Here is a 21,569-nt window from a genome sequence, read left to right on the forward strand (position 1 = left end):
CATTGACGCGCCCGCAACCGCGGCTCTACCGTTCCGCCAAGTTCGACGAGTGAACGAGTGTTCGCATCGCGCACACTTGGCTGTTATTACCAGGAGGCAAAATGCGAAGACGATTTGTTGGGATGGCCATAGCGGCAACGACGGTTGTCGCCACGGCCGGATGCGGAGCCTCGACCTCTTCGTCCGGTGGTTCGGCGCCAGCCGACGGAAGCGGAACGACGCAGGTCAAAGTCGGAATCATCCCGATCGTCGATGTGGCGCCGCTCTACCTGGGTGAGAAGCAGGGCTTCTTCAGCAGCCGCGGCATCAAGCTGACGGTGGAGAGCGCCCAGGGCGGCGCCGCCATCGTTCCCGGTGTGGTCAGCGCGCAGTTCCAGTTCGGGTTCAGCAATGTCACCTCGCTGATGATCGCCCAAAGCAAGGGGGTGCCGATCAAGTCCGTGGTCAACGGGGCGGCCTCCACGGGCAAGGTCGGAGCCGACGTCAGCGGTGTGGCGGTCAAGAAGCACAGCCCGATCAAGTCGGCCAAGGACCTCGCCGGGCGCACGGTGGCGGTGAACACGCTGCAGAACATCGGGGACACCACCGTGCGCGAGTCGGTGCGCAAGGCCGGCGGCAACCCCTCGAAGATCAAGTTCGTCGAGATGCCGTTCGACCAGATGCCGGCCGCACTGGACGGCGGGCAGGTGGAGGCGGCCTGGATGGGCGAGCCCGCGCTGACGATCGCCAAGGCCCAGGGCGCCCGCGTCGTGGCGTCGCCGTTCGCCGAGACCGACCCGGATCTCACCGTCGCGACGTACTTCACCTCGGCCAAGCTCGCCAAGGAGAACCCCGAACTGGTGAAGAAGTTCGTCGCCGCCATGACCGAGTCGCTGAAGTACGCCGACCAGCACCCGGACGAGGCGCGCCAGATACTCACCGCCTACACCAAGATCGACGCTTCGGTGGTGAAGGCGCTCACGCTCCCCCGCTGGCCTACGGAGGTCAACCGGGCGTCCGTGGAGACACTGGCCTCGCTCGGCGAGAAGGACGGCATCTTCACCAAGTCACCGGACCTCCGCGCCCTGTTCTCATGACGACGCCGTCGACGCTCCATCCTGTGCGGAAGGCCCCCGGCCCCGGCGCGCCCCTCGCCCGGCGTGGCCTGGGCCGTGCGGCCACCCCGCTGCGCGGACTGGCCGGACTGGCCGGACTGGTGGCGCTGCTGGAGGTACTGCCGCACACCGGTCTGGTCTCCCCCGATTACCTCCCGCCGGCCTCGGAGATGGGCCGTGCCCTGTGGCACATGCTCGACGACAGCGCGTTCTGGACCGCGCTCGGTGACACCCTGACCGGGTGGGGCCTGGGCCTGGCCATCGCCGTCGTCGCGGGCGTGGTGGTCGGTGTCGTGATCGGCTCCATTCCCGTGCTGCGCGCCGTGACCGCCTCCACCATCGAGTTCCTGCGGCCGATCCCGTCCGTGGCCCTGATACCGGTGGCGGTGCTGCTCTACGGCACCGACCTGATGTCAACGCTGCTGCTGGTGGTGTACGCCTCCTTCTGGCAGGTGCTCATCCAGGTGCTCGCCGGGATGCAGGACCTCGACCCGGTCGCGGACGACACCGCCCGTAGCTACCAACTCGGAGGCTGGGGACGGGTGCGGTACGTCCTGTGGCCCACCGCCCTGCCCTATGTGATGACGGGTCTACGGCTGGCCGCCACCGTGGCACTGGTGCTCGCGATCACCGCCGAACTCATCATCGGCTCACCCGGATTGGGCCATCAGATCGCCGTCGCGCAGGTGTCCGGCGCGGTGCCCCAGGTCTACGCCCTGGTCCTGGTCAGCGGACTTCTGGGAGTGGCGGTCAACCTGGTGGCACGGGTGATCGAGCGGCGAGCGATGCACTGGCACCAATCCATGCGCAAGGAGGGATAGTCGGATGACCGTCTTCACAGTGGCACGACGGATCCTGCTGGCCCTGGGCCTGCCCGCGGTCCTGTTCGCCCTCTGGTGGTACGCCACCGCGGGCAGCACCAACTTCTACTTCCCGGCGCTCTCCGACGTCCTGCAGAAATCCGGGGGGGTCTGGACGGCCGACCGGCTGCTGTCGGACGTGGTGCCCAGCCTGGCCCGGCTCACCGAGGGCTATCTCCTCGCCGTTGTCATCGGCGTCGGACTCGGCCTGCTGATCGGTACGAGCCGCGTCGTCCGGGATGTCCTGGAGCCGGTCCTGGAACTCTTCAGGGCCGTCCCGCCGCCGGTGCTCGTACCAGTGATCATGCTATTCGTGGGCATCGGCGACACCATGAAGGTGCTCGTCATCGTCGGCGGCTGTATGTGGCCGATCCTCCTCAACACCGTCGAGGGCGTCCGCGCCGTCGACGAGGTGCTGAGCGACACCTGCCGGTCCTACGGCATCAGCGGCCCCTCCCGCCTGTGGCATCTGATACTGCGCTCGGCCAGCCCTCAGATCATCACGGGCATGCGCCAGGCCCTGCCCATCGGGATCATCCTCATGGTCATCAGCGAGATGTTCGCCGCCAGCAACGGCCTGGGCTTCACCATCGTGCAGTTTCAGCGTTCCTTCGCCATTCCCGAGATGTGGAGCGGTGTGCTGCTGCTCGGCCTGCTCGGTTTCGTCCTGTCGCTGCTCTTCCGGTTCGCCGAGAACCGGGTCCTGGCCTGGTACCACGGCCTGCGCCGTGCCCAGCGGAACTCATGACCGCCCGCCGAACCGGCCACTGAACCGGACATTCGCATGAAGGAGGCGTCGATGCTCGACGTTCGAGACCTGCAGAAGATCTACACCGGCCGCCACCGCAACGTCGAAGCGCTACGGAACCTCACCTTCCATATCGATGCCGGAGAACTGGTGTGCCTGGTCGGCCCATCCGGATGCGGTAAGACCACGCTGCTGAAGTGCATGGCGGGACTGCTCACCCCCAGCGACGGAGAGGTACGTCTGGAGAGCCGACCGGTCGACGGCCCGCCGCCCGGCATGGCGGTGGTGTTCCAGGAGTACGGCCGCTCCCTGTTCGCCTGGATGAACGTGCGCGACAACGTGGCCCTGCCGCTGCGCCACAAGAAGCTGGGCAAGCCGCGGGAGAAGGAACTGGTGAACCACGCGCTGGAGGTGGTCGGTCTCGCCGACGCCCACCAGGCCTACCCCTGGCAGCTCTCCGGAGGCATGCAACAGCGCGTCGCCATCGCCCGCGCTGTCGCGTTCGAGCCGAAGGTCCTGCTCATGGACGAGCCCTTCGCCGCGGTCGACGCGCAGACCCGCGCCGAGCTTGAGGACCTCATCCGGCGCCTCTGGCACGAGCTGGGAGTCACCGTCCTCTTCGTCACCCATGACATCGACGAAGCCGTCTACCTCGGCCAGCGCACCATCATTCTATCCAAGTCACCGACCGTGGTGCAGGAGGATTTGGTCATCGATCTCCCCGATGAGCGCGACCAGTTGCACACCCGCTCCAGTGCGCGCTTCGCCGAGCTGCGCGCGCATGTCTACGAGCAGATCCAGCGCGCCAAACACCACAGCGGCGACACAGACTCGGCGGCACCCGCGGATGCGGCAGTACCTGCGGACAGTCAGGGTTGGGCTCTCGAAACGACCAAGCCCTAGCATTTGCCCGGAACAGGTGTTCCATGCGCGAAGGGTTTCTCCCGCTGGGCCCGGCCTGGACGGCTCCACAGCGACACGGTCGACGAAAGATGGTGGGCACAGTGAAGGACAACGAACGCGAGCCGCACTTTGTGCAATCCCTGGAACGCGGACTGTCCGTGATCCGGGCGTTCACCGCTGACGCGCCCGAGATGACCCTCGCCGAGGTCGCCAGAATCACCGGCATGAGCCGTGCCACCGCCCGGCGTTTCCTACTGACCCTCAACGACCTGGGGTACATGGCCACCGACGGCCGGCTCTTCCGGCTCACCCCACGGGTCCTGGAGCTGGGGTACTCCTACCTGTCGAGTCTGTCGCTGGCGGAGATCGCCGCACCCCACCTGGAGCGGCTGGTCGCCGAGGTTCACGAATCCTCGTCGGTGGCGGTGCTCGACGGTGAGGACGCGGTGTACGTCAGCCGGGTTCCCACCCGGCGGATCATGACCGTATCGATCAGTGTCGGGACCCGGTTCCCCGCGTACGCCGCCTCTCTCGGCCGGATCCTGCTGGCCGGTCTGCCGGACGCTCCGCTGCGGCGCTATCTGGACACCGTGTCCCTGGCTCCGCTGACTCCCAGGACGATCACCCGCAAGGAGGTGCTCGCCGCCGAGCTGGAGGAGGTACGGGCACGGGGCTGGTGCTTGGTGGACCAGGAGTTGGAGGAGGGCTTGATAGCGATCGCCGCGCCCATCCGGGACGAGTCCCAGCAGGTGGTAGCCGGCGTCAACCTCTCCACACACATCAGCCGGGGTACGCCGGACTCGATATGCAGTCATCTGCTGCCGCCACTGCTGGCCACCGCGGCCAATATCGAGGCCGAGCTAAAGGTGTCCGGCGGCTGAAGCGTGTTGCAGAGGACTGTGCGGATGCCTGAACAGCGGCGCGAGCTGCCGCATCGCGAGATTCGTGCGATAGCAGACGGCCACCAGCAGGACCCGATCCGCAGGAACTCCCGGATCACAGCCTTCGGCAACACGCTTTTCGAGCTCGTGCATGGCTGGTGGTGACGTGTCCGAAGAGGTGCAGTTCCGCCCGGTGTTCACATTTGCTGATGGGTGTAGCTCGCTTGCGATCGTTGCTGGGTCGGTTGGTGGGTCGGGAAGCTGCCGCGCGGGAACGTGTGAAGCAACTTCGTGAGGAGATGGCCCGGTTGAGCGAGCAGTTGATTCTCGAGGAGGAGCGGCTGTCCCGGCTGGCGATCACGCAAGAGACGGCCTGCGAGTTCCGCCGTTACTGAGGATCGCCACCGAGCGTGGAGTCAGTCCCAAGTACGTGCGGCAACTCGGCGACAGCGCTGATGGAGCCCGCGATTGACCATCCGGGTGAGGGTGGAGCGGGTCGCCTGCTCGGAGACCCCAACGCGCCCAAGTGCCTCGATGTAGCTGCCCGAGAACACCACCACGTCGCGTCCCAGGACATAGTCACCCAGCAGCGCCGGCGTGATCGACTGCGGCCGCAGCGCCGGTCGCTCGTTCTCCACCTCCACGTCCGTCATGCTGACCTCCCGTCCACGCCTTCACGTACCGCTTCACAGGCACATCCTCCTACTACCCTGCCAATGCTGTGCACATACTTGACGGCAGTCATCAATAGACATAACTTCAGGCCACCCAAATCGGTTTCCCCGAGACGGATGATCCTGTTTCGGATACGTGCGAGGCGGCGGGGACACGGTCCCCCGCGAGGTCGGCGCGTTCAAGACCTCCATGCTGCGGGACGCCGAAGCCGGACCAGTCTCGAGATGGACGCGCTGGTCGGCGCCGCCAAGAGTTCGGAGGCCGCCGTGGGAGCGCCCAACCCCCAGCATCGACGCCCTGCTGGCGTGACCCGACTCGGCGCGCACGTACATGGATTCCGTTGCGGCGAAGACTCGACCGCCCGCGGCAGTTCGCATTCGCGGGTCATCAGGACAACATTGGAGCTTCCCCTGTGACCTCACCGCGCGACCTCTGGCACGATCCTCTGCGGCAAGATCCCCGAGCGTGGGTGCCGCCACCCCCACCGCCGTCACCCGCGGGCCCGGAACTCCGCCGCCTTCGCGCCGTGTCCCGGCGGATTCGCCGCCGCACAGCGGGCTGGCTCCTGGCCTCGCACCTGCTGTTCACGGCGGTCTGCTGCATCGCCGCACCCGCCCTCAGCACCGAAGTGCTCGGACATGTCAGTGCCGGACTGCTCCTGGTGACCCTCCAACTGATCATCGTTCTCTGGACCGTGTGCTACTACGGCCGGGCTGCCAAGGAGCACCAAGACCCCGCAGCGGATCGGGTCAGGGACCGTCTGGCCGCCGGTGGGCGGAGAGATGCGCTGTGAGCCAAACGTCGCCCGCGACGCAGTCGCTGATCATCATCTTCTTTCTGCTCTTCATCTTTCTGTGCCTGTTCCTGTGCGTGTTCGCGGAATCAGGGGCGGACAGCGCGGCCGAGTTCTTCACGGGCAACAGGGTCATCAAGGCGTGGGAGAGGGGTTTCGCCATCGCCGGCGAATACATCACCCTGCTGACCGTGCTGGCCACCACCAACGTCATCGTGTTCGCCGGATCCGATGGCGTGTGGCTCGCCTTGGGTCGTGTGACGGCGCCCGCTCTCCTGATGGTGCTGCTGGCCGAACCACTACGCAACGCCGGCCGCTACACCATGGGCGATGCACTGGCGCGACGGTTTCCCGGACGAGCCGTCAGAATCATGATGGGCGTGCTGGTCCTGGCCGTATGTCTGCCGTATCTCGTCCTCCAACTTTCCGGCCTAGGCACGACGACCACCTATCTGCTCGGGCTCTCCGGCGCAGGGGCGGAAACAGCGTGCATCGCAGGCTTGGGCGTTCTCATGGTCTGCTACGCCCCCTTCGGGGGAATGCAAGCCACCGTCCTGGTGCAGATCTGCAAGATCGCATTGCTCTTCACCACCATGGCGGTCATCACCGTCATGGTGCTCAACCGGTTCGACTGGAGTATCAATGGCCTGCTCGGTGCCGCGGAGAAGGGCAGCGGATTGGGCACCGCGTTCCTGCGCCCCGACCAGCAGTTCGGCTCCGGCCCCCACCACACGCTGAATCTCTTCGGGCTGCACCTCACCGGCATCCTTGGCGTGGTCGCTCTGCCGCACCTCACGATGCACCTGTACAGCGCCCGGGACACGCGATCCCTGCGAACGTCCATGCGCTGGGCGGTCGGCCTGACTGCCGCGCTCTGCACCATGGTCGTGGTGATCGGTGTGGGCGTTGCGGCGATCGTCGGTGCCGAGCCGCTCCGCCAAACGAACGCGGGCGGAGTCGGCGGGATCCCGATGCTGGCGCTCGCCCTTGACAGCAGCGGTCTGCTGCTGACCGCAGTCGCCTGCGCGGTGTTCGTGACGGCTCTCGCGGGTGTCGCCGGCGTCACCTTTGCCGCGGCATCTTCGGTGGCTCACGACATATACGCCCACGCGGTTCATCGCGGTCACCTCGCCGAAGGGAGGGAGGTGCGCGCGGCGCGCTGGAGCGCGGCAGTCATCGGCGCGCTGGGGGTCGCCCTGGCGGCGGTGACCGTTCAGTGGAAGCACGAGTTCATGCTTGTGCTCGGACTATCATTCGCTGCTTCCGCCCTGACGCCTGTGCTGCTCTACGGCCTGCTCTGGAGAGGATTTACCAAGGTCGGGGCACTGTGGTGCATGTGCGGGTCATCTGCCCTGGTGATAGTGCTGACCATCTTCTCGCCGGCGATTTCCGGCAGCCCGGGCGCGGTTCTCCCAGACCAGCACTTCAACTGGTTCCCGCTGCTGACACCTGGTCTGGTGACCGTCCCGGTCGGGTTCGCCCTCGGCTGGCTCGCAAGCGTCCTGGACCGCCGCCGCAGGGGCACCCCTGCGGAGGACGACAAGCAGTATGAGGAGCTGGAGCTCGTCGTGCTCACCGGCAAGGCCGCAGGCGTCTGATGGGGCGGTCACACCAAGGCGTGCGTCCGCACCCCGAGTACGAAGCGGCGGGGGTCCTTCACGACAGGGACCACAGCCTGGGGATCGACGACGGGCGCGGTGCTCGCCCTCCGGGATCACCTGCTCGCCGCACAGGTGACCCTGGTGGTGATCGAGGCGACGTCGCACTACTGGAAGCCGTTCTACTACCTGCTGGGCGAGGACTTGAAGTGATCCTGGTCAAAGCGCGCCAGATCAAGAACCTGCCCGGCCACAAGACGAACGCCTCGGAAGCGGCCTGGCTGACCCAGATCGGCGCCCACGGCCTGGTGAAACCCTCGTTCATCCCGCCGCAGCCAGTGCACGAACTGCGAGACCTGACCCGCAACCCACGGCGGCGGCCGTACGACGCGGGCCGTACGGCCGGGTGGTCACGTCCGGGACCGGCTGCCCCGGGCCGTGTGCCACGGTACGAACGCGTTGTCCAGGCCCGCGAGGGCCGTACGCAGCTCCGGGTGGTGGCGCAGCAGCACGGTGACCATGGTGTTGTCGTCGATCCAGGCCATACCGGCCTTCGAGTAGACCTCCGGCGTGTAGTACTCGGTGAAGAAGCGGTCGCTGTTCAGCCGCCGCGAGGCCATCAGGATGAAGATGCGGAACGCCGTGTCGCTGAAGGCGAAGCCGGCCGGAAGCTTCTCCGCGTACATCCCCACCGTCAGATCGACCTTCTCGATGTCGCCCTCGTAGAGGCGCTCGATCTCCCCGGCCCACGCCGGGTTGTACGTCAGCTCCTCGAAGTTCTCCGCGGGCTTCAGCCCCAGCAGCCGCCGGAACTCGTTGTAGCGCGGGACGCCCAGTTCCCGGCTGCGCAGGATGTCGGTCGCGGCGAGGTCCTGGAGATGACCGTCGGGACGCTCGTACTCCTGAAGGAACTTGGGGAAGTTGTGCAGGGTGACCAGACCGGGGTGGAGGGTGCCGAAGCTGTAGAGCAGATCGGCCATCGGCGTGGTCGTGAGGACCTTCAGCGCCGCGGGTCCGGCGATGTCGCGGAAGGTGCACTCGCTCAGGGTCTCGTTGTCGGTGGCGGAGCGCAGATGCCACTCGTCGCGGATCAGCGGGTGCATACGGTAGACGGCCACGAACTCCTCGGTGAGGGCGTACGGGATGCCGTAGTGGTCGGTGTCGCCGCCGGGGATGCCGCTGATGACCTCGCTCTCGCTGATCCGCCCGAAGAGGTTGTGGACGCGCTCACCCGCGATGCCCCACCAGTTGGCCCGCAGGGCCTTGACGGTGGTGGGGTGGCTGATCACCGCGGGCGTCCACTCCACGGTGTGGATCTTGGCGAGCAGTGCGGCGTTGACGAGCCGGGCACGCTGGAAGAGCTCCTCGTCGCCCCAGGACGGGTAGGCCGTGTGCAGATGGTCGCAGATCGCGTTGTGCTCGTGGGTGAACAGGTTCTGCATCATGGCGAGGCCCAGCCAGAAGCCGGGTATGCGGGACGGATCGTTGGCCGGGTCCTGGAAGAACGGGGACCGGTCGTTGTGGTTGTTCCAGATATGGAGCTTGCCCAACTCACCGGTACGCAACTGGCTTTGCTGCTCTTCACTGGTTCCGTAGAGCTGCGAAGCGTCCCACCAGTGGGAGGAGACATTGACGCGGGTGTCGGGCGTCCCGGCAGGCGCCTGCGGGTCCCGGGTCGGGTCGTCCGGCGTCCGCATGATCCGCATCGGGCGCTCCGGCCACGGGTCGTCGTCCATGAGCGGCACTTCCCAGGGCCGCTCCTCCGGGCTCGTACCGTGGCTGAACCAGTCGCGGATCATGAACTGGAGCCATGCGGCGACCAGGGAGTTGACCGTCTCGGCGGGCGTCAGCTCGTGGCGGGTGAGCAGCGCGCGGCTGACCTCCCGCGGGTTCGGCCTGGAGAGCACCGATTCGGGCGTGGCCGGGGCGATGCGGTCCAGTGGGATGTTACGGCCGAAGCGCGTTCCCGCCATGCCCATCCGCGGCTCGGCGAGGTCGTTGTGACTGCCATCGGGGGTCCGGTTGACCTGGTGGCTCGCCGAGGGCGGAGCGGGATCGGGAAGATTGACGGACGGCAGGGCGCCGGTGTCGTGGAGGTTCTTCTGGCGGAGCCGGACCCGCAGCCCGAGGAGGGTCAACAGCCCGGGAATGACGGGGAGTTTGTCCCATCCGAGACGCCGGTCGAGGTACGTGGCGACGCCGGTGACGATCCGCCAGGGGAGAGAGGCGCGGTAACAGGAAGGGGATCGCCGGGGGCTGTGTCGGTGCGCGCTCATTGCAGTGCTCCTTGCGTCGGTCCTGTTCATTTCGCCTGCAGCGACGGGGCCGTGCCGGTACCAGTACGCTCCGCGTCGCCGAGGATCACGTCGCTCGCCTTCTCGCTGATCATGTAGACCGGGACAGCGATGAAGAATCCGGGAATACGGGGGAAGACCGAGGCGTCGACGATCCGCAACCGGTCCACACCGCGCACCCGGAAGCGGCTGTCCACGACGGCCGAGGGGTCGTCGGCCCGGCCCATCTTGCAACTGCACGAGGCATGGTGCCCCCACGCCTCGTCCCGCACGAAGCGGCGCAGCTCCGGACGGCTCCCGACCTCCTCGCCGGGCCACAACTCCTTGAGGATCACCGAGCCGGCCCGGCGGTTCATCCCGCGGACGAACTCCACCGCATCGGCCATCGCCTCCAGGTCCACGCCCTCCTGGTCCGTGCCCTCGGTGAAGTACCGGAAGTTCACCAGCGGGGTGTCGCGGGGGTCGGCGGAGCGCAGCCGTACCGTGCCCGCCGTGTTACGGGTGCGGCTCTTCAGAACAGCCCAGGTGAATCGGTCCCCGTGGCGTGTCAGATCCTGCGCGTAGCCTGGACGGTAGCCGCGGAAGTCGAAGGGGCCGCCGAAGATGAACAAGTCGGGGGCGTCCAGCTCCGGGCGGGACTTGCGGGTGATCCCGACCACGGCTCCGTTGGTCGTGTAAACACCCTCGCCCAGCTGCCACTCCCGGTAGCAGCGGTCCGGCGTCCGCCCGGGCTCCGGCGCGTGGAAGTCGCAGTCCTTGAGGACCGGGAACTCACGGTCCATCTGGCTGACCACGCCCACTTCGTAGCGGTCCTGGAGATTGCTGCCCACACCCTGGATCTCGGTCCGCACCGGGATGCCGTGCCGCGCCAGCTCCGCCCGCGGGCCGATACCGGAAAGCATCAGCAGCTGGGGCGTGTTGAAGGCCCCCGCGGCCAGGATCACCTCGCGGGAGGCGAGCACCCTGCGCAACGCCGGGGGCGGCACGTCTCCCCCGCTGCCGGGGGCGGCCCGGTAGGCGTGCGCCTGGTCGAGGTAGTCGACACCGGTCGCCGCCCCGCGCTCGTCCAACACGACCTGGGTCACCAGGGCATTCGTCCGTACGACCAAGCGGTGCGGGTGGCTGCGCCGGACCGCCTCGACGCGCTCGCGGACGGCGCTGCGCCGCCCGTCGGCCGTGGAAAGCGGGATCTGCCACAGCCCTTGCAGAGCGTGGGTCTGCACCCGCCAGTCATTGGGATCAACGAAGGAACCGAACCCCTCCAGCGGGGACAGCGGCCGGCCGAGAAAATCGGTGAGGGTGTCCTGCGCCGCGGCGAGGATGACCTTCAGCAACTGCCCGTCCTGGACGACCAGTTCGGGATCAGCGAGGGCGGTCGGCAGCCAGCCGTCGAAGCCGTGCCATGCGTCGTTGCGGTAACGGGCCGAGACGAACGGCAGATGCCTCAGCAACGCGGCCAGCAGCGGGTGCCCGGGCGGCTCCTTGGGCCGGGGACGGTACGTACAGTGCTCCAGCCGCTCGAAGTACCGGCGCATGGCCGTACTCCGCCACGACGCGTCGCCGGTCTCCCTGGCGATGTCGTCCCAGTCACGGTTATACGGATAGACACTGATCAGCGCATGGTGCGCGGTGCACCCGCCGATCGCCCCTGCGCGCGGATAGAGCACGCCCTCGCCGGGCACGAGCTTGCTGTCGCGCCGCTGCTGCTGCTCGTCCGCGTAATGCCGCACGAAGTAGTCCCAGCGCTGGACGGGGTCCTCGGAGGCGTCACCGTGGAAGGCGGGCACCAGGTAGTTGTCGTTCTCCTCGGCGCCGCCCGCGTCGAGCAACAGCACCCGCATGCCCGCGGCGGCGAGATTGGCCGCCAGCGGTCCGCCGCCGGCGCCCGCGCCGACGACGACGTAGTCGAAGCCCGTCTCGACCGGGGGAGCGCCGGGGTCCAAGGTCACGTCCGCCGCCTCTTCCCGAGGGACGCCTTCCAGGCACACGCCTTCTTGGAGCGCGCTTTCCCGATGTCCGCGCCGTTGGCGGCCAGGACCGTATTGGTGGCCGAAATGAGCGTGGTGAGGACGGCCGTACGCGGAGGCACTTGACCACGGATGCCGAGCATTGCCGCCGTGGCGGTGTCGCTGCCGTGGATGAGGACACCCTCGCGCAGGTCTTCCCGTAGCCGCTCGCCGCGGTTGGTCAGCAGGTCGAGGCCGAGCAGGACCGTACGGATCCCGAAGAGCCGGAAGGCGTAGACAGCCGCCGGACTGAGTTCACGGCCGGGATCGAGTCGCCGGATGAGCAGGGCGGGCGTCAGCAGGCCGGTCACCCCGTTGAAGAGCCGGACCCCGGCCAGTGCGTAGACCGACACAGGCCGGCGGGCCGCGCGTGGCTTGGCCATGATGCATCTCCTCGCGGGTGCTGCGGCCTCCACGACGCTGCGGAACCCCTCCCCTCAGCATCCGCACGTAGGGATTCCCCTGCTATCACGTTATTCAGACGCCCAGGCCCCCGCATCTCGGGACCAAGGTCCCGCCACCCGATTGCCCCCTCCCTGTCGCGCAGTCTCCCCGTTGCCTCCCTGCTGGAGAGGAATGCAGGCACAGGCGAGGACGGGAGCGGTGGGTGGCCATGGGAGTGACCGGCAGCACGAGCACGGAACGACGGAAGCAGGCCGACGCCGCTGCCGAGCGGTACCGCCGGACGGGCACGGAGCGGCGGACCGCCGAGCGGAAGCAGGACGAGGGGGTGCCGTTCCCGGACTCGCCGGATGCGATCGCCACCCGAGCGACACGGCTGCTCGACCGCCACGGGGTACCCGCCGCGGCGGCGGTGGAGAGCATCCGCGAAGCACCGCTGGCAGCGCCCGAGGCGTACGAACGCATTCTCGGCCTCTCCAAGGAACTCCAGGCATGGAGCTTCCTGCCGCGCGGCGCACGGGCGGCACGCACCGTCGCCCGGATCTCGACCAGGGAGAACGGTCGCGAGCTCCCGCTCGGCACCGGATTCCTGGTGTCGCCGCGCCTGCTCATGACCAACCACCATGTGCTGCCCGACGAGGCGACCGCCCAGCAGTGTTTCGTCGAGTTCGACGCCCAGGTCACCATCGACAACGTCCCCGGCCCGCCGGTCCGGCTCGAACTCGACCCCGGCAGCTTCTTCGTCGCGGACGAACGGCTCGACTTCGCCCTGGTCCTGGTGCGCCCCCTCAGTGACAACCGGCAGCCGGGAGAGGCCTTCGGATGGAACAGGCTCAGCGTTCAGTTCGGCAAGCTGGTCATCGGTGAACCGGTGAACGTCATCGGTCACCCCATGGGCCGCCTCAAGGAGATCGCCGTCCGCGACAACGCACTTCAGGTGCGGCTGGACGACTTCCTGCACTACAAGACCGACACCGAGCCGGGGAATTCGGGTTCGCCCGTCTTCAACGACCAGTGGGAAGTGGTGGCGCTGCACCACAGTGGGGTGCCGGAGAAGGACGCACAGGGCCGCACACTGCGCAAGGACGGCCAGGTCTGGCGCCCCGGCGACGGTGACGACGCCATCAACTGGGTGTCGAACGAAGGCGTCCGCATCAGCTCCCTCCTCAAACAGCTCGCGACCCTGCCGCTCGATCCCGCACGCCGCGCGCTCCTGGCCGAGATGGGCGAGGACTCCGGCCTCCAGGAGGCGGTGCCGGCCGTACAACCGGCACCACCGCAGGCAGCGGCTGTCCCACCCCTCGCCGCCGCTGCTGCACCGGCCACCGAAACCGCCGCGGTACGCGTCGGACTCAGCGCCAGGAAGACGGCCTTCGGCGGGAACCGGCACCTGGTCTTCCTGCACGGCAGGAGCCAGCAGGGCAAGGACCCCGAGGAGCTGCGCCGCACCTGGGCCGCGGGGCTCAACTACGGGCTGACCCGCGCAGCCCTCACCCCGATCGACCCGGCGGACGCCTGGTTCCCGTACTACGGAGACCGCCTCGTACAGGCCATCCAGCCGCACGAAGCCGCCCCCCAGCCCGTCGAGGCGGTGGCCGACGGGTCGACGGCGGAGGCCTGCGCACCCGCCGGTCCGGCCAGAGGCACGTATGAGCAGCTGATGGCCGAAGCGGCGGAAGCCGCGGGAATGCCGGGTGGGGACCAGCTCGCCACCGAGCGCTTCGGCGGCTCCCTGGTGGGAGCCCTGCAACGGCAGCTGAGTTGGCTGGCCGCCAGGACCGACCTGGACGAGCTGGTCATCGCCACGACCCTCCGGGACGTCGCCGCGTACCTGGACGATCCAGGCGTCCGCGACGCGGTCCTGGACGCCGTGCTCGCCTCGATGCCCACCTCCGGTGAACTCGTCCTCGTCAGCCACAGCTTGGGCACCGTGGTCGGCATGGACCTCATCGAACGGCTCGCGCCGGAACTGGACTTCACCCTGCTCGTCACCGCCGGCAGCCCCCTCGGCCTGGACAGCGTGTACAGCCGGCTCCTCGCCGGCGGCCCCAAGCGTCCCGAGCGGGTGAACCACTGGCTCAACGCCTGGTGCCCGACCGACGCGGTCGCCATCGGATGTCCGCTGGGCGACAGCTGGCGCGACGAACTGACGGAACTGGCCGTCGCCAACGCCCGCGACCGGGCACACAACATCGAGGAGTACCTGTCCCACCCGGAGGTGGCCGGCGCGATCAGCCGCACCGTCAGACGCCCGTGACGCGTCCGGGGCGCCCTGGGGCACTTGTAGGTGATGATGTCCCAGTGGCTGCTCCCCCGGGCGTGGATGTTGCTGCCGGACGTGTAATGAGGGACTGCCCGCCGGCACCTTCCGCGGAACACGGCGTCGTGGAGGCCGGGATGCCCCAGGACGGCCTCGATGGGAAGTCTGCTGATCAGCGGTTCTGGGCGGTGATGTTGAACATCCAGCTGATCCCGAACCGGTCAACCAGCGAGCCCGCCTCGTCGCCCCACACCTGCCTTTCCAGAGGCAGCGTGACGGTGCCACCGACGGACAGCTTCTCGAAGTAGTCGCGAAGCCCCCGGTCGTCGCCGTCGAGGAAGACCGCGACATTGTTGCCTGGCCGATAGGGCGGGTGGCCAGGCCGGTCATCGGGATAGTCCCATGCCATCAGCGTGTAGCCGGCGGGAGTGTCCAACCGGGAGTGCATGACCTTCTCGGCGTTGGGCGAGTCCGGTGAACCGAAGTCCGCCACAGTTCCCAGCTGCAACGTGCCACCGAAGATCTCCCGGTAAAACTCCATCGCCTGCCGCGCGTTGCCGTTGAACGTGATGCACGGATTGACCTGAGACCCCACTTGTCGCTCCTCCGTGATGTGGCCGATCGGGCTGTCCGATCGCCGCGGAGCCAAGATACCGACGAACCACGACACCCTCTGTCGCAATGGTCCCGTCGAATCGCTGTCTGCCGGACCGCTCTGACCTGTGATTCTTCTCGTTGCCTCAGGCCATGTCGCTGGGCTGCTGTCTCAGCAACGCGTCATTTCCTCAGCCCCGGGTTCGCGGAGCATGAGGACTTCATCGCGGTCTTCCCAGGTCCGAGTCGCAGAGCTCCCGGCCAGCGCCGCTGCTGCCCCGAGCTGGCGGAGATCGCCCCCGCCGGCAAGCCGACGGGGGTTCCCTTACCTCTCACAGCGGCAAGCGGGACCCTCTCGAGGCCCAGAACGCGGCCAGGGCGGTGCTCGCCCGGACTTTCCCCTGTGTGTCCTGCGCCAGATGTGCGTATACGTCCATGGACATGCTGACCTGGCCGTTGGCGCGGCCGAAGATCTCTAGTCGCTTGGTGCCGAGCACGGGCGCGAGGGAGAGCCGTATGTACGTCGCGTACCTACTCTGTACGTGCTGCTCTTCCGGTGGGGCTTGATCACGTTGTCAGATGTGCACGCGCTGCCGGAGGCCGTCGGAAGGATCGTCAAAGTGAGAGACCCAAGCTGCATGGCTCGTTTCGGTGTGGGGTGCTGGGTTACAGCCCGCAGGAGCCGCGGTCGAGGTGGAAGTACCGGGCGTTGGCCCAGCGGCACAACCGGATACCGACGATGACGCCGACGATAGTGATCAGGGCAGGTAGGTATCCGCTGGCGACCTGGATGATCGGGATTGCCGGGCACCCGCCTGAAATCGCCCAGCCCGTACCGAACAACACCGCGCCGGGGATCACGCCGGCGTGGATGCGTCCCGGGGTGCGGCGGACCCGCAGCAGAGCGAACGCGCACACGAGGATCACCACAGCACCCGCGAAGGAGAGGAACATGCGCAGGTCCTGGAAGGTGAACATGCGGTTCAGCTCAGCGAAGTCGCCGAAACCGATGTTGGTGACGGTGTAACCGAGAGCTAGTCCGGTGATGATGTTGGCCAGCAGAATCGCGCCCCGAGTACGCATCAGATCACCTTCCACAGCAGGAACGACACCGCGACGGCGGTGCCGAAGAACACGGCGGTCGCGACGAGGCTGACCGGCCGCAGCCGGCCACAGCCGCTGAGTCCGTGGCCGGAGCTGCACCCACCGGCCAGCCGGGTGCCGAAGCCGACCAGCACACCCCCCACGAACAGCATGGCGATCATGGTGGTCGAATCGGCGGTGACCAGGTCCCGAAAACCGGGGCCCATGTCGTAGCGGAGGTGGAACCGCCCGGAGGCGACCGCGGCGATGAACCCACCGAGGAAAATCGAAAACAGCAGGGCAGCCTGAGTGACCAGCGGGGCCGGGCGCAGGCTCGTGGCTGCCGGACGCTCACTCGCTGCCGATTCGGTGTCGGCTTCCAGTGGTTGCGACTTTTCGTGCGGAGCCTGCGGCACGCTGGACGCGCCGGTGCCGGTGCCGAAATGCTCCGCTGTGGCTGCGGCAAGCGCCTCGGCCAGAGCTTGATCGTCGGCGAACTCCTCATCCATCCGTTCGAGCTCGCGTTCGCGACGCCAGTGCAGCACGCGATCCCACGCGGCCGACACCCCGAGAGACCGATCAGTGATGAAGGTGTGGTTGATGGTGACCAGAGCGAGCCCGATAGCGCCCGCCCACCAGGGCCAGTAGGTACTCATGCGGGTCCTCTCATCCAATCGGCAAAACGAGCCCACCAGCCGCACTTCGGGGCGGGCGCGTGCCGTGATTGTCGAGCGAGGCTGTCTGAAGGTCGGTCGACCTGTGGGGGCGGTGACGGCCGGTCATGCCAGACATCTGCTGGTGGAGGTGTGGCTCCGTACTGGGCCATGGCTTCCGGTGTTGCGGTTCCAGGCCCCGACTGTGACTGCTCATGTGGCTGGGTCGGTGCCGGCTGGGGCCAGGACGCGGGCGCCGGTGACCCCGGAGTGGGTCGTGACGGCGGGGACTGTCGAGGGGCGGCCGTCGCGCTGGTGGCGCTGGATCGGCCCGCCTCGGCCGGGGCTTCGAGATGTCGCGCGCTGGCTCCGTTGGGCAGCAGGCTGATCGGCACGCGCTCGCCGGTGAGTGACATCTGGTAGCGGGCACAGCCGAGCCATCGATCTGCGCTGTCGCAGTAGTACTCGCGCCAACCTTGCAAGCTCGCCCTGAGTAGGGGGAAAAGGGGGCATCCTGCGGCATGCGAGCAACTCACGTTGCTCCCTTCTGGCCGGCGCACCACTCGTTCGGGGAGAGTGGTTGCCGTTCTCGATTCCTGCCCTTGCTGTGCCCGGTCGAAGGTCTCAAAAGCAATGCGGTGACGGGCAATGACATGAGGTGCTTGCCTCCCTTTCTCGACCGGGCGAGATGCAACCATCGTTTCGGTGTCCCGAGCAACTCTGGGAATTTTTTCAAACAGGTCACTTGGCACTACTTAGTGAGATACTCTCTCCGCGACGGATATGCGGCACTGCCTGCCATGTCCGGATATTCATGACCGCCGGCGAGGTAACTTGGATCGTGATTCGACTTCATGAAGGCGGATCACGCCGCCGCGAGGAAGGTATTCCTGAAGGAGTTGCAAATTCTGGAGCCTGTTGTGGTGATGGCGTGAATATCGTGGATCTCAAGCGAAGAACCAAGGGAAGTAATCGTGTGCCAACGTGCTGTCTGTCCGTCGTGCCGGAAGTTGACCTTTGAGGGTTGCGGGAGGCATGTGGAGCAAGTACTCAAGGGCGTACCCAACGCTCAGCGGTGCATGTGTGAGCCTGCGGAACGCAAGCGTGCGCGCCCAGTAAAAGCGGCGACTCCAACGGGATCGGCGCCGGCCCGACAGGGCGGGTCGTCACGACGCACACGCGCCCCTGACGCCCCGGCGAGTGCACCGGACCGGTCGAGGGGCGACTGGTGGGCTCGGCTCATCGATTGGGTGAAAAGCCCGGCCTGAGGTAATCATCCGAGTGTGCTTGCTTTCGGTCCCTTGAGCCCAAGGCGTGGATTGTTGGGCCATGGGAACCCCGATTTCAGAACTCCGAGGTGCCAAGTGACGCCGAGCACGGAGCCAGCACCGACGCTCGCGTCTCGGACGAACGCCATAGGCGCTCCGCGTGAGAGCATCCGCTTCTTCTGATGCCCCTCATCCACTTTCCGCGGGCCCGCTGCACCGGAGAATGGCGGAGCGCGATGATGCTCCGGATGTAGAGATGATGCTCCGGACGGAAAACTGCCAGTCGCGCGTCGCCGACGTGAATGCCGGGCAGGGCGTCGTCGGCGCGTGCGAGAAGGCAAATATCCTGGCCGCCAGTGCCATCCGACGGCCTCTGAGGGATTGGCTACTCACAGCAGCCCGGGTGCCATGCCACGTGGGTCGCCCGGGCTGTCGTATGTGCGCGGGAGCGGGCCGGCACGGGGGGAACCAGCCCGCTCCTGCGATCGGCGCCCAGGCACCTCTCCATGAGGGTGAGCGCCTCGACCCTCATGAACGGGTCACTCCTTCCTGCGCGCCACGTCCCTGAAATGTCACTGGTGGCGGGAGATGGCCACGAATCCAGCGCTCTTGTGAATGGAGCAACTTGAAGCTGTCACGACTCAGCCGAGAACCATGCACGCATCCTCGCCCTCTGGCGGGGCTGCCCGTAGCAGCCGGGCTCTGCGCCGCCCGGAAAGACAAGGTCGCAAGGCCGGTAGGCTGGAGCCACTGCGGCCCCGCACCTTGATCCGCGCCCCACGGCGAGCCATGGCTTGCAGCGATCAAGACGTCTTTGGTATGAGGATGAAGAACAAGTGCTGATAGCGGGCCGATACCGGCTGGGAAACACCCTCGGGCGGGGCGCGATGGGGGAGGTCTGGCGGGCCATCGACGAGACGCTCGGCAGGCCGGTTGCCGTGAAACTCATGCTCCCCCACGACTCCGACCCCACCGCGACCTCCCGCTTCCGACTGGAGGCACAGACCGCCGGTCGCCTCAGCCACCCACACGTGGTCGGCGTGCTCGACTTCGGCGAGCACGAAGACCGCCTGTTCCTGGTGATGGAGCTCGTCGACGGGGACAGCCTCGCCGACCTGCTCACCGTCTCCGGACCGCTGCCCGCCGAGCACGTGGCCCGTATCGCCGCACAGGCCGCCGTTGGGCTGGCCGCCGCGCACCGGCAGGGCATCGTGCACCGGGACATCAAGCCGGCCAACCTCCTGCTGGACGCCGGCGACACCCTGAAGATCGGCGACTTCGGCATCGCCCGCTTCCTCGACGACCCCGGCGCCGCACTCACCGCCACCGGGCACATCGTCGGCACCAGCCTCTACCTCGCGCCCGAGCGGGCCCTGGGCCGCACCGCCGGACCGGCATCCGACGTGTACTCCCTGGGCTGTGTGCTCTACCAACTCCTCACCGGTCGGCCGCCGTTCCAGGCGGACAGTGCGGTCGCGGTGCTTCATCAACACCTCGATGCCGCCCCGGTCCCACCCCGGCAACTCGGCGCCGATCTACCGCCCGCCTTCGAGAACTACCTACTCGGTCTGCTGGCCAAGGAGCCCCAGGGCCGGCCCACGGCCGAGGAGGCGGCCGACTGGTTCGGGCGCGGAGCCTGGCGCGGCGCGCCGGAGCCGCTGCCCAGCGAGCAACAGGCTCACGGTCGCCCGGGCCGGCCGCATGCCACCGGCTCGACGGCCGCCGCCCCTGCAAGCTCCGTCCCCGCTCCCACCGGCCACTCCGACGGTGCCTCCGCCCCGGTGGCGGACACCGAGTGGCAAACGAGCGTGCACCGGGCCGTGTCCCGCCGCTCACCCCTGCCGTTCCTCCGCCGTTCCCGGCTGGTGGCCGTGCTGGCCGGCACCGGCCTCTTCACCCTGGCGTTGGTGCTGGGCATGGTGTGGTTCTCGCCCGGCACCGGCTCAGCGCAGGGGCCGCAGACCAACCCGTCTACGAGCACAAGCCCCGCCACGCCGCCCCCCTCGACGCCATACGAGACCGCTTCCTCACCCCCGGTACAGCCTGCCAAGCAGAAGCCGGAGAGGGCGACCGACGTCAAACCAGGCCCCAAGAAGGCCAAGGAGGCCAACAAGCCCGGCAAGCACTGACAGGGGCGCGGGCCCGAATCCTCACACGGTCTGCATCGTCTGGATCCCGTCGCCTCACCTGTTAGGCAGCCCCGTCGTTGCCGCTGAGGAGCTGGCAGTCGGCGCCGTGGGCGGCCCCCAGGCCATCGCGGCCCGCCACAGGGTGCGGCCGTAGCCCGCCGCGCCCTGCTGGCGCCACCTGGCCGTGTCCAGCGACAAGGAAGGCTTCCGAGCCTTCCACGCCGAGTTCACACCACGGCTCCCCAACGAGAGCTCTCTGCGCACGACGGCCAAGCCCTGGTTCCCACACCAGCTCCGCGTCATCGCGCACACCCTCCAGAACGCCGCCGGCCAAGCCACTCCCCCGCCGGCTCAACCTTGGCCACCGATGTCAGTGGCATCAGCGAGGATCTCGGGCATGACTTCAACTGCTGCCGATTACGTGTGGTTCGAGGAGCGCTTCCCCGAGCTCGCAGAGGCATACTGCTTCACCCTGGTGCACGGGCTGCCGCCTTCAAAGGTTCTCCGCCGTCTCCAGGGACGTGACGAGCCTCCGCGGACCGGGGCGGAGCAGATAGTAGAGGCGGCCTTTGGCCTCCTGGACTCCGACGACGCCTGGCCTTCGAGCCTGGATTCCCCGACAGCCGATGGGGAACGGCCCTCGACGAACTCCTGAAGGCCATGCACGACATCGGCTTCCAGTTCTGGGAGGAGACCTCCAACACCGCGCAGGACCTATCGGCACCAGCAGCGTTCGCGCTGGCCGAGCATCTGACCGGCGTCCGCAGCACACCAGAACTCCTTCAAAAAACGACCTTCACCTGCGGCAGCGCAAAGATCAGGTGACCCGGTAGTGGCAGCCCTGGCCACAGCCGGCGTCACGATGCCGCCCTCGACGACATAGCCGTCCAGCGGGGCGAACTCGTCGAGGCCATCCGCGACAGCACGGAGGTACTCGACGAGAACGGCTGGGCAATACGGCCTCCATCGGCCGAGTCACGTAACGCCCCTTAGGGGCGCCCTCAGCATTCGCGGGAACGGGAATTCGGGACGGCGGGCAGCCGGGACGCCGGAGCCCCTGGCGGTCATCCGCCGGTGAGCGGAGGGCCGTACTCCGCTCTGGCCCCGCGTTGCGCCGGGCGGCCGAACCGAGGCAACACGAAGGCGGCGGAGTCGGGCGCCGCGCCACCCGGCCGTGGCCACGCGGTGGGCCGCGTCGGGGATGGTGTGCGCGAGCCGCCGCGGAGGCCCGCTCCGGAGCTCGTCTCAGCCAAGGGCCCGTCCTCATCCAGGGGCCGGTCCGCGCCGGCCGCGCTCGCTCGTCCGGCAACATCCCCTCGTACGGAGGT

General features: G+C 67.8%; 20 protein-coding genes. 13 read left to right on the forward strand and 7 right to left on the reverse strand.

The features are described 5' to 3' along the window. The first annotated feature begins 101 nt into the window (after nt 1-101). From AC3EUV_RS30625 to AC3EUV_RS30650, 6 genes are all read left to right on the forward strand, one after another. Complete coding sequence (locus AC3EUV_RS30625; protein ID WP_432144775.1) at nt 102-1,076, forward strand: ABC transporter substrate-binding protein; 975 nt, start codon at nt 102-104, stop codon at nt 1,074-1,076. After that, nucleotides 1,073-1,915, forward strand: a complete 843-nt coding sequence (locus tag AC3EUV_RS30630) for an ABC transporter permease (RefSeq protein WP_432144774.1) — start codon at nt 1,073-1,075, stop codon at nt 1,913-1,915. Before AC3EUV_RS30625 ends, AC3EUV_RS30630 begins: the two co-directional genes overlap by 4 nt. 4 nt (nt 1,916-1,919) lie before the next feature. Next, nucleotides 1,920-2,702: an ABC transporter permease gene (locus AC3EUV_RS30635; protein ID WP_432144773.1), complete on the forward strand. Its 783-nt coding sequence runs from the start codon at nt 1,920-1,922 to the stop codon at nt 2,700-2,702. Between the two features lie 51 nt (nt 2,703-2,753). After that, nucleotides 2,754-3,605 carry an ABC transporter ATP-binding protein gene (locus tag AC3EUV_RS30640; protein WP_435604337.1) on the forward strand — a complete coding sequence of 284 codons (852 nt, stop codon included), beginning with the start codon at nt 2,754-2,756 and terminating at the stop codon, nt 3,603-3,605. 89 nt (nt 3,606-3,694) lie between these two features. Continuing rightward, a complete protein-coding gene (locus AC3EUV_RS30645) occupies nt 3,695-4,486 on the forward strand; it encodes an IclR family transcriptional regulator domain-containing protein (RefSeq protein ID WP_432144771.1) in 792 nt (263 codons plus the stop codon). Nucleotides 4,487-4,510: 24 nt separating this feature from the next. Then, on the forward strand, nt 4,511-4,651 hold the full coding sequence (locus AC3EUV_RS30650) for a hypothetical protein (protein ID WP_432144802.1): 141 nt from the start codon (nt 4,511-4,513) through the stop codon (nt 4,649-4,651). A gap of 251 nt (nt 4,652-4,902) precedes the next feature. Here AC3EUV_RS30650 and AC3EUV_RS30655 read toward each other — a convergent pair whose 3' ends face one another. After that, nucleotides 4,903-5,139 carry a hypothetical protein gene (locus AC3EUV_RS30655; protein ID WP_435604338.1) on the reverse strand — a complete coding sequence of 79 codons (237 nt, stop codon included), beginning with the start codon at nt 5,137-5,139 and terminating at the stop codon, nt 4,903-4,905. A 491-nt stretch (nt 5,140-5,630) separates the two neighbouring features. Between AC3EUV_RS30655 and AC3EUV_RS30660 the strand changes: the two genes are divergently transcribed. Both AC3EUV_RS30660 and AC3EUV_RS30665 read left to right on the forward strand, forming a co-directional pair. After that, complete coding sequence (locus AC3EUV_RS30660; protein ID WP_435604339.1) at nt 5,631-5,954, forward strand: DUF485 domain-containing protein; 324 nt, start codon at nt 5,631-5,633, stop codon at nt 5,952-5,954. Beyond that, nucleotides 5,951-7,552, forward strand: coding sequence for a sodium/solute symporter (locus tag AC3EUV_RS30665; RefSeq protein ID WP_435604340.1), 1,602 nt, complete (start codon nt 5,951-5,953; stop codon nt 7,550-7,552). The genes AC3EUV_RS30660 and AC3EUV_RS30665 overlap by 4 nt, the downstream gene beginning before the upstream one ends. A 410-nt stretch (nt 7,553-7,962) precedes the next feature. Here the strand turns inward: AC3EUV_RS30665 and AC3EUV_RS30670 are convergent, their stop codons facing one another. From AC3EUV_RS30670 to AC3EUV_RS30680, 3 genes are read right to left on the reverse strand one after another with little or no spacing between them, the layout of a single operon-like run. Next, nucleotides 7,963-9,828: a peroxidase family protein gene (locus AC3EUV_RS30670; protein WP_435604342.1), complete on the reverse strand. Its 1,866-nt coding sequence runs from the start codon at nt 9,826-9,828 to the stop codon at nt 7,963-7,965. Nucleotides 9,829-9,854: 26 nt separating this feature from the next. Continuing rightward, nucleotides 9,855-11,795, reverse strand: coding sequence for a GMC family oxidoreductase (locus tag AC3EUV_RS30675; RefSeq protein ID WP_435604343.1), 1,941 nt, complete (start codon nt 11,793-11,795; stop codon nt 9,855-9,857). Beyond that, nucleotides 11,792-12,235, reverse strand: coding sequence for a hypothetical protein (locus AC3EUV_RS30680; RefSeq protein WP_432144765.1), 444 nt, complete (start codon nt 12,233-12,235; stop codon nt 11,792-11,794). The genes AC3EUV_RS30675 and AC3EUV_RS30680 overlap by 4 nt, the downstream gene beginning before the upstream one ends. Nucleotides 12,236-12,465: 230 nt before the next feature. On the opposite strand from AC3EUV_RS30680, the gene AC3EUV_RS30685 reads away from it, so the two are divergent. Beyond that, a complete protein-coding gene (locus AC3EUV_RS30685) occupies nt 12,466-14,511 on the forward strand; it encodes a trypsin-like serine peptidase (protein WP_435604361.1) in 2,046 nt (681 codons plus the stop codon). Between the two features lie 175 nt (nt 14,512-14,686). Here the strand turns inward: AC3EUV_RS30685 and AC3EUV_RS30690 are convergent, their stop codons facing one another. The 3 genes from AC3EUV_RS30690 to AC3EUV_RS30700 form a co-directional block, all read right to left on the reverse strand. Continuing rightward, nucleotides 14,687-15,109 (reverse strand): VOC family protein, encoded by a 423-nt coding sequence (locus tag AC3EUV_RS30690; RefSeq protein WP_432144764.1) that lies wholly within the window; start codon nt 15,107-15,109, stop codon nt 14,687-14,689. Nucleotides 15,110-15,774: 665 nt separating this feature from the next. Further along, nucleotides 15,775-16,191, reverse strand: a complete 417-nt coding sequence (locus AC3EUV_RS30695) for a YeeE/YedE thiosulfate transporter family protein (protein ID WP_109893874.1) — start codon at nt 16,189-16,191, stop codon at nt 15,775-15,777. After that, complete coding sequence (locus AC3EUV_RS30700; RefSeq protein ID WP_435604344.1) at nt 16,191-16,847, reverse strand: YeeE/YedE family protein; 657 nt, start codon at nt 16,845-16,847, stop codon at nt 16,191-16,193. The genes AC3EUV_RS30695 and AC3EUV_RS30700 overlap by 1 nt, the downstream gene beginning before the upstream one ends. A 971-nt stretch (nt 16,848-17,818) precedes the next feature. On the opposite strand from AC3EUV_RS30700, the gene AC3EUV_RS30705 reads away from it, so the two are divergent. The 4 genes from AC3EUV_RS30705 to AC3EUV_RS30720 all read left to right on the forward strand — a co-directional run bounded on the left by AC3EUV_RS30705 (nt 17,819) and on the right by AC3EUV_RS30720 (nt 21,066). Further along, nucleotides 17,819-18,112 carry a hypothetical protein gene (locus tag AC3EUV_RS30705; RefSeq protein ID WP_488187892.1) on the forward strand — a complete coding sequence of 98 codons (294 nt, stop codon included), beginning with the start codon at nt 17,819-17,821 and terminating at the stop codon, nt 18,110-18,112. 836 nt (nt 18,113-18,948) lie between these two features. Further along, nucleotides 18,949-20,241, forward strand: a complete 1,293-nt coding sequence (locus AC3EUV_RS30710) for a serine/threonine-protein kinase (protein WP_435604345.1) — start codon at nt 18,949-18,951, stop codon at nt 20,239-20,241. Between the two features lie 397 nt (nt 20,242-20,638). Beyond that, entirely contained in the window at nt 20,639-20,896 is a 258-nt protein-coding gene (locus tag AC3EUV_RS30715) for a DUF6461 domain-containing protein (protein WP_435604346.1), read from the forward strand. Then, nucleotides 20,836-21,066, forward strand: a complete 231-nt coding sequence (locus AC3EUV_RS30720; RefSeq protein ID WP_435604362.1) for a DUF6461 domain-containing protein — start codon at nt 20,836-20,838, stop codon at nt 21,064-21,066. Before AC3EUV_RS30715 ends, AC3EUV_RS30720 begins: the two co-directional genes overlap by 61 nt. Nucleotides 21,067-21,569 lie beyond the last annotated feature (503 nt).

This window comes from Streptomyces sp. bgisy130, from assembly GCF_057708345.1.

Coding starts and splice junctions, on each gene's coding strand:
- AC3EUV_RS30630 (WP_432144774.1), top strand. CDS start 1,073: ATGACGACGCCGTCGACGCTCCATCCTGTGCGGAAGGCCCCCGGCCCC.
- AC3EUV_RS30680 (WP_432144765.1), bottom strand. CDS start 12,235: ATGGCCAAGCCACGCGCGGCCCGCCGGCCTGTGTCGGTCTACGCACTG.
- AC3EUV_RS30650 (WP_432144802.1), top strand. CDS start 4,511: ATGCCTGAACAGCGGCGCGAGCTGCCGCATCGCGAGATTCGTGCGATA.
- AC3EUV_RS30645 (WP_432144771.1), top strand. CDS start 3,695: ATGGTGGGCACAGTGAAGGACAACGAACGCGAGCCGCACTTTGTGCAA.
- AC3EUV_RS30655 (WP_435604338.1), bottom strand. CDS start 5,139: ATGACGGACGTGGAGGTGGAGAACGAGCGACCGGCGCTGCGGCCGCAG.
- AC3EUV_RS30640 (WP_435604337.1), top strand. CDS start 2,754: ATGCTCGACGTTCGAGACCTGCAGAAGATCTACACCGGCCGCCACCGC.
- AC3EUV_RS30625 (WP_432144775.1), top strand. CDS start 102: ATGCGAAGACGATTTGTTGGGATGGCCATAGCGGCAACGACGGTTGTC.
- AC3EUV_RS30685 (WP_435604361.1), top strand. CDS start 12,466: ATGGGAGTGACCGGCAGCACGAGCACGGAACGACGGAAGCAGGCCGAC.
- AC3EUV_RS30635 (WP_432144773.1), top strand. CDS start 1,920: ATGACCGTCTTCACAGTGGCACGACGGATCCTGCTGGCCCTGGGCCTG.
- AC3EUV_RS30695 (WP_109893874.1), bottom strand. CDS start 16,191: ATGCGTACTCGGGGCGCGATTCTGCTGGCCAACATCATCACCGGACTA.
- AC3EUV_RS30700 (WP_435604344.1), bottom strand. CDS start 16,847: ATGAGTACCTACTGGCCCTGGTGGGCGGGCGCTATCGGGCTCGCTCTG.
- AC3EUV_RS30670 (WP_435604342.1), bottom strand. CDS start 9,828: ATGAGCGCGCACCGACACAGCCCCCGGCGATCCCCTTCCTGTTACCGC.
- AC3EUV_RS30715 (WP_435604346.1), top strand. CDS start 20,639: ATGACTTCAACTGCTGCCGATTACGTGTGGTTCGAGGAGCGCTTCCCC.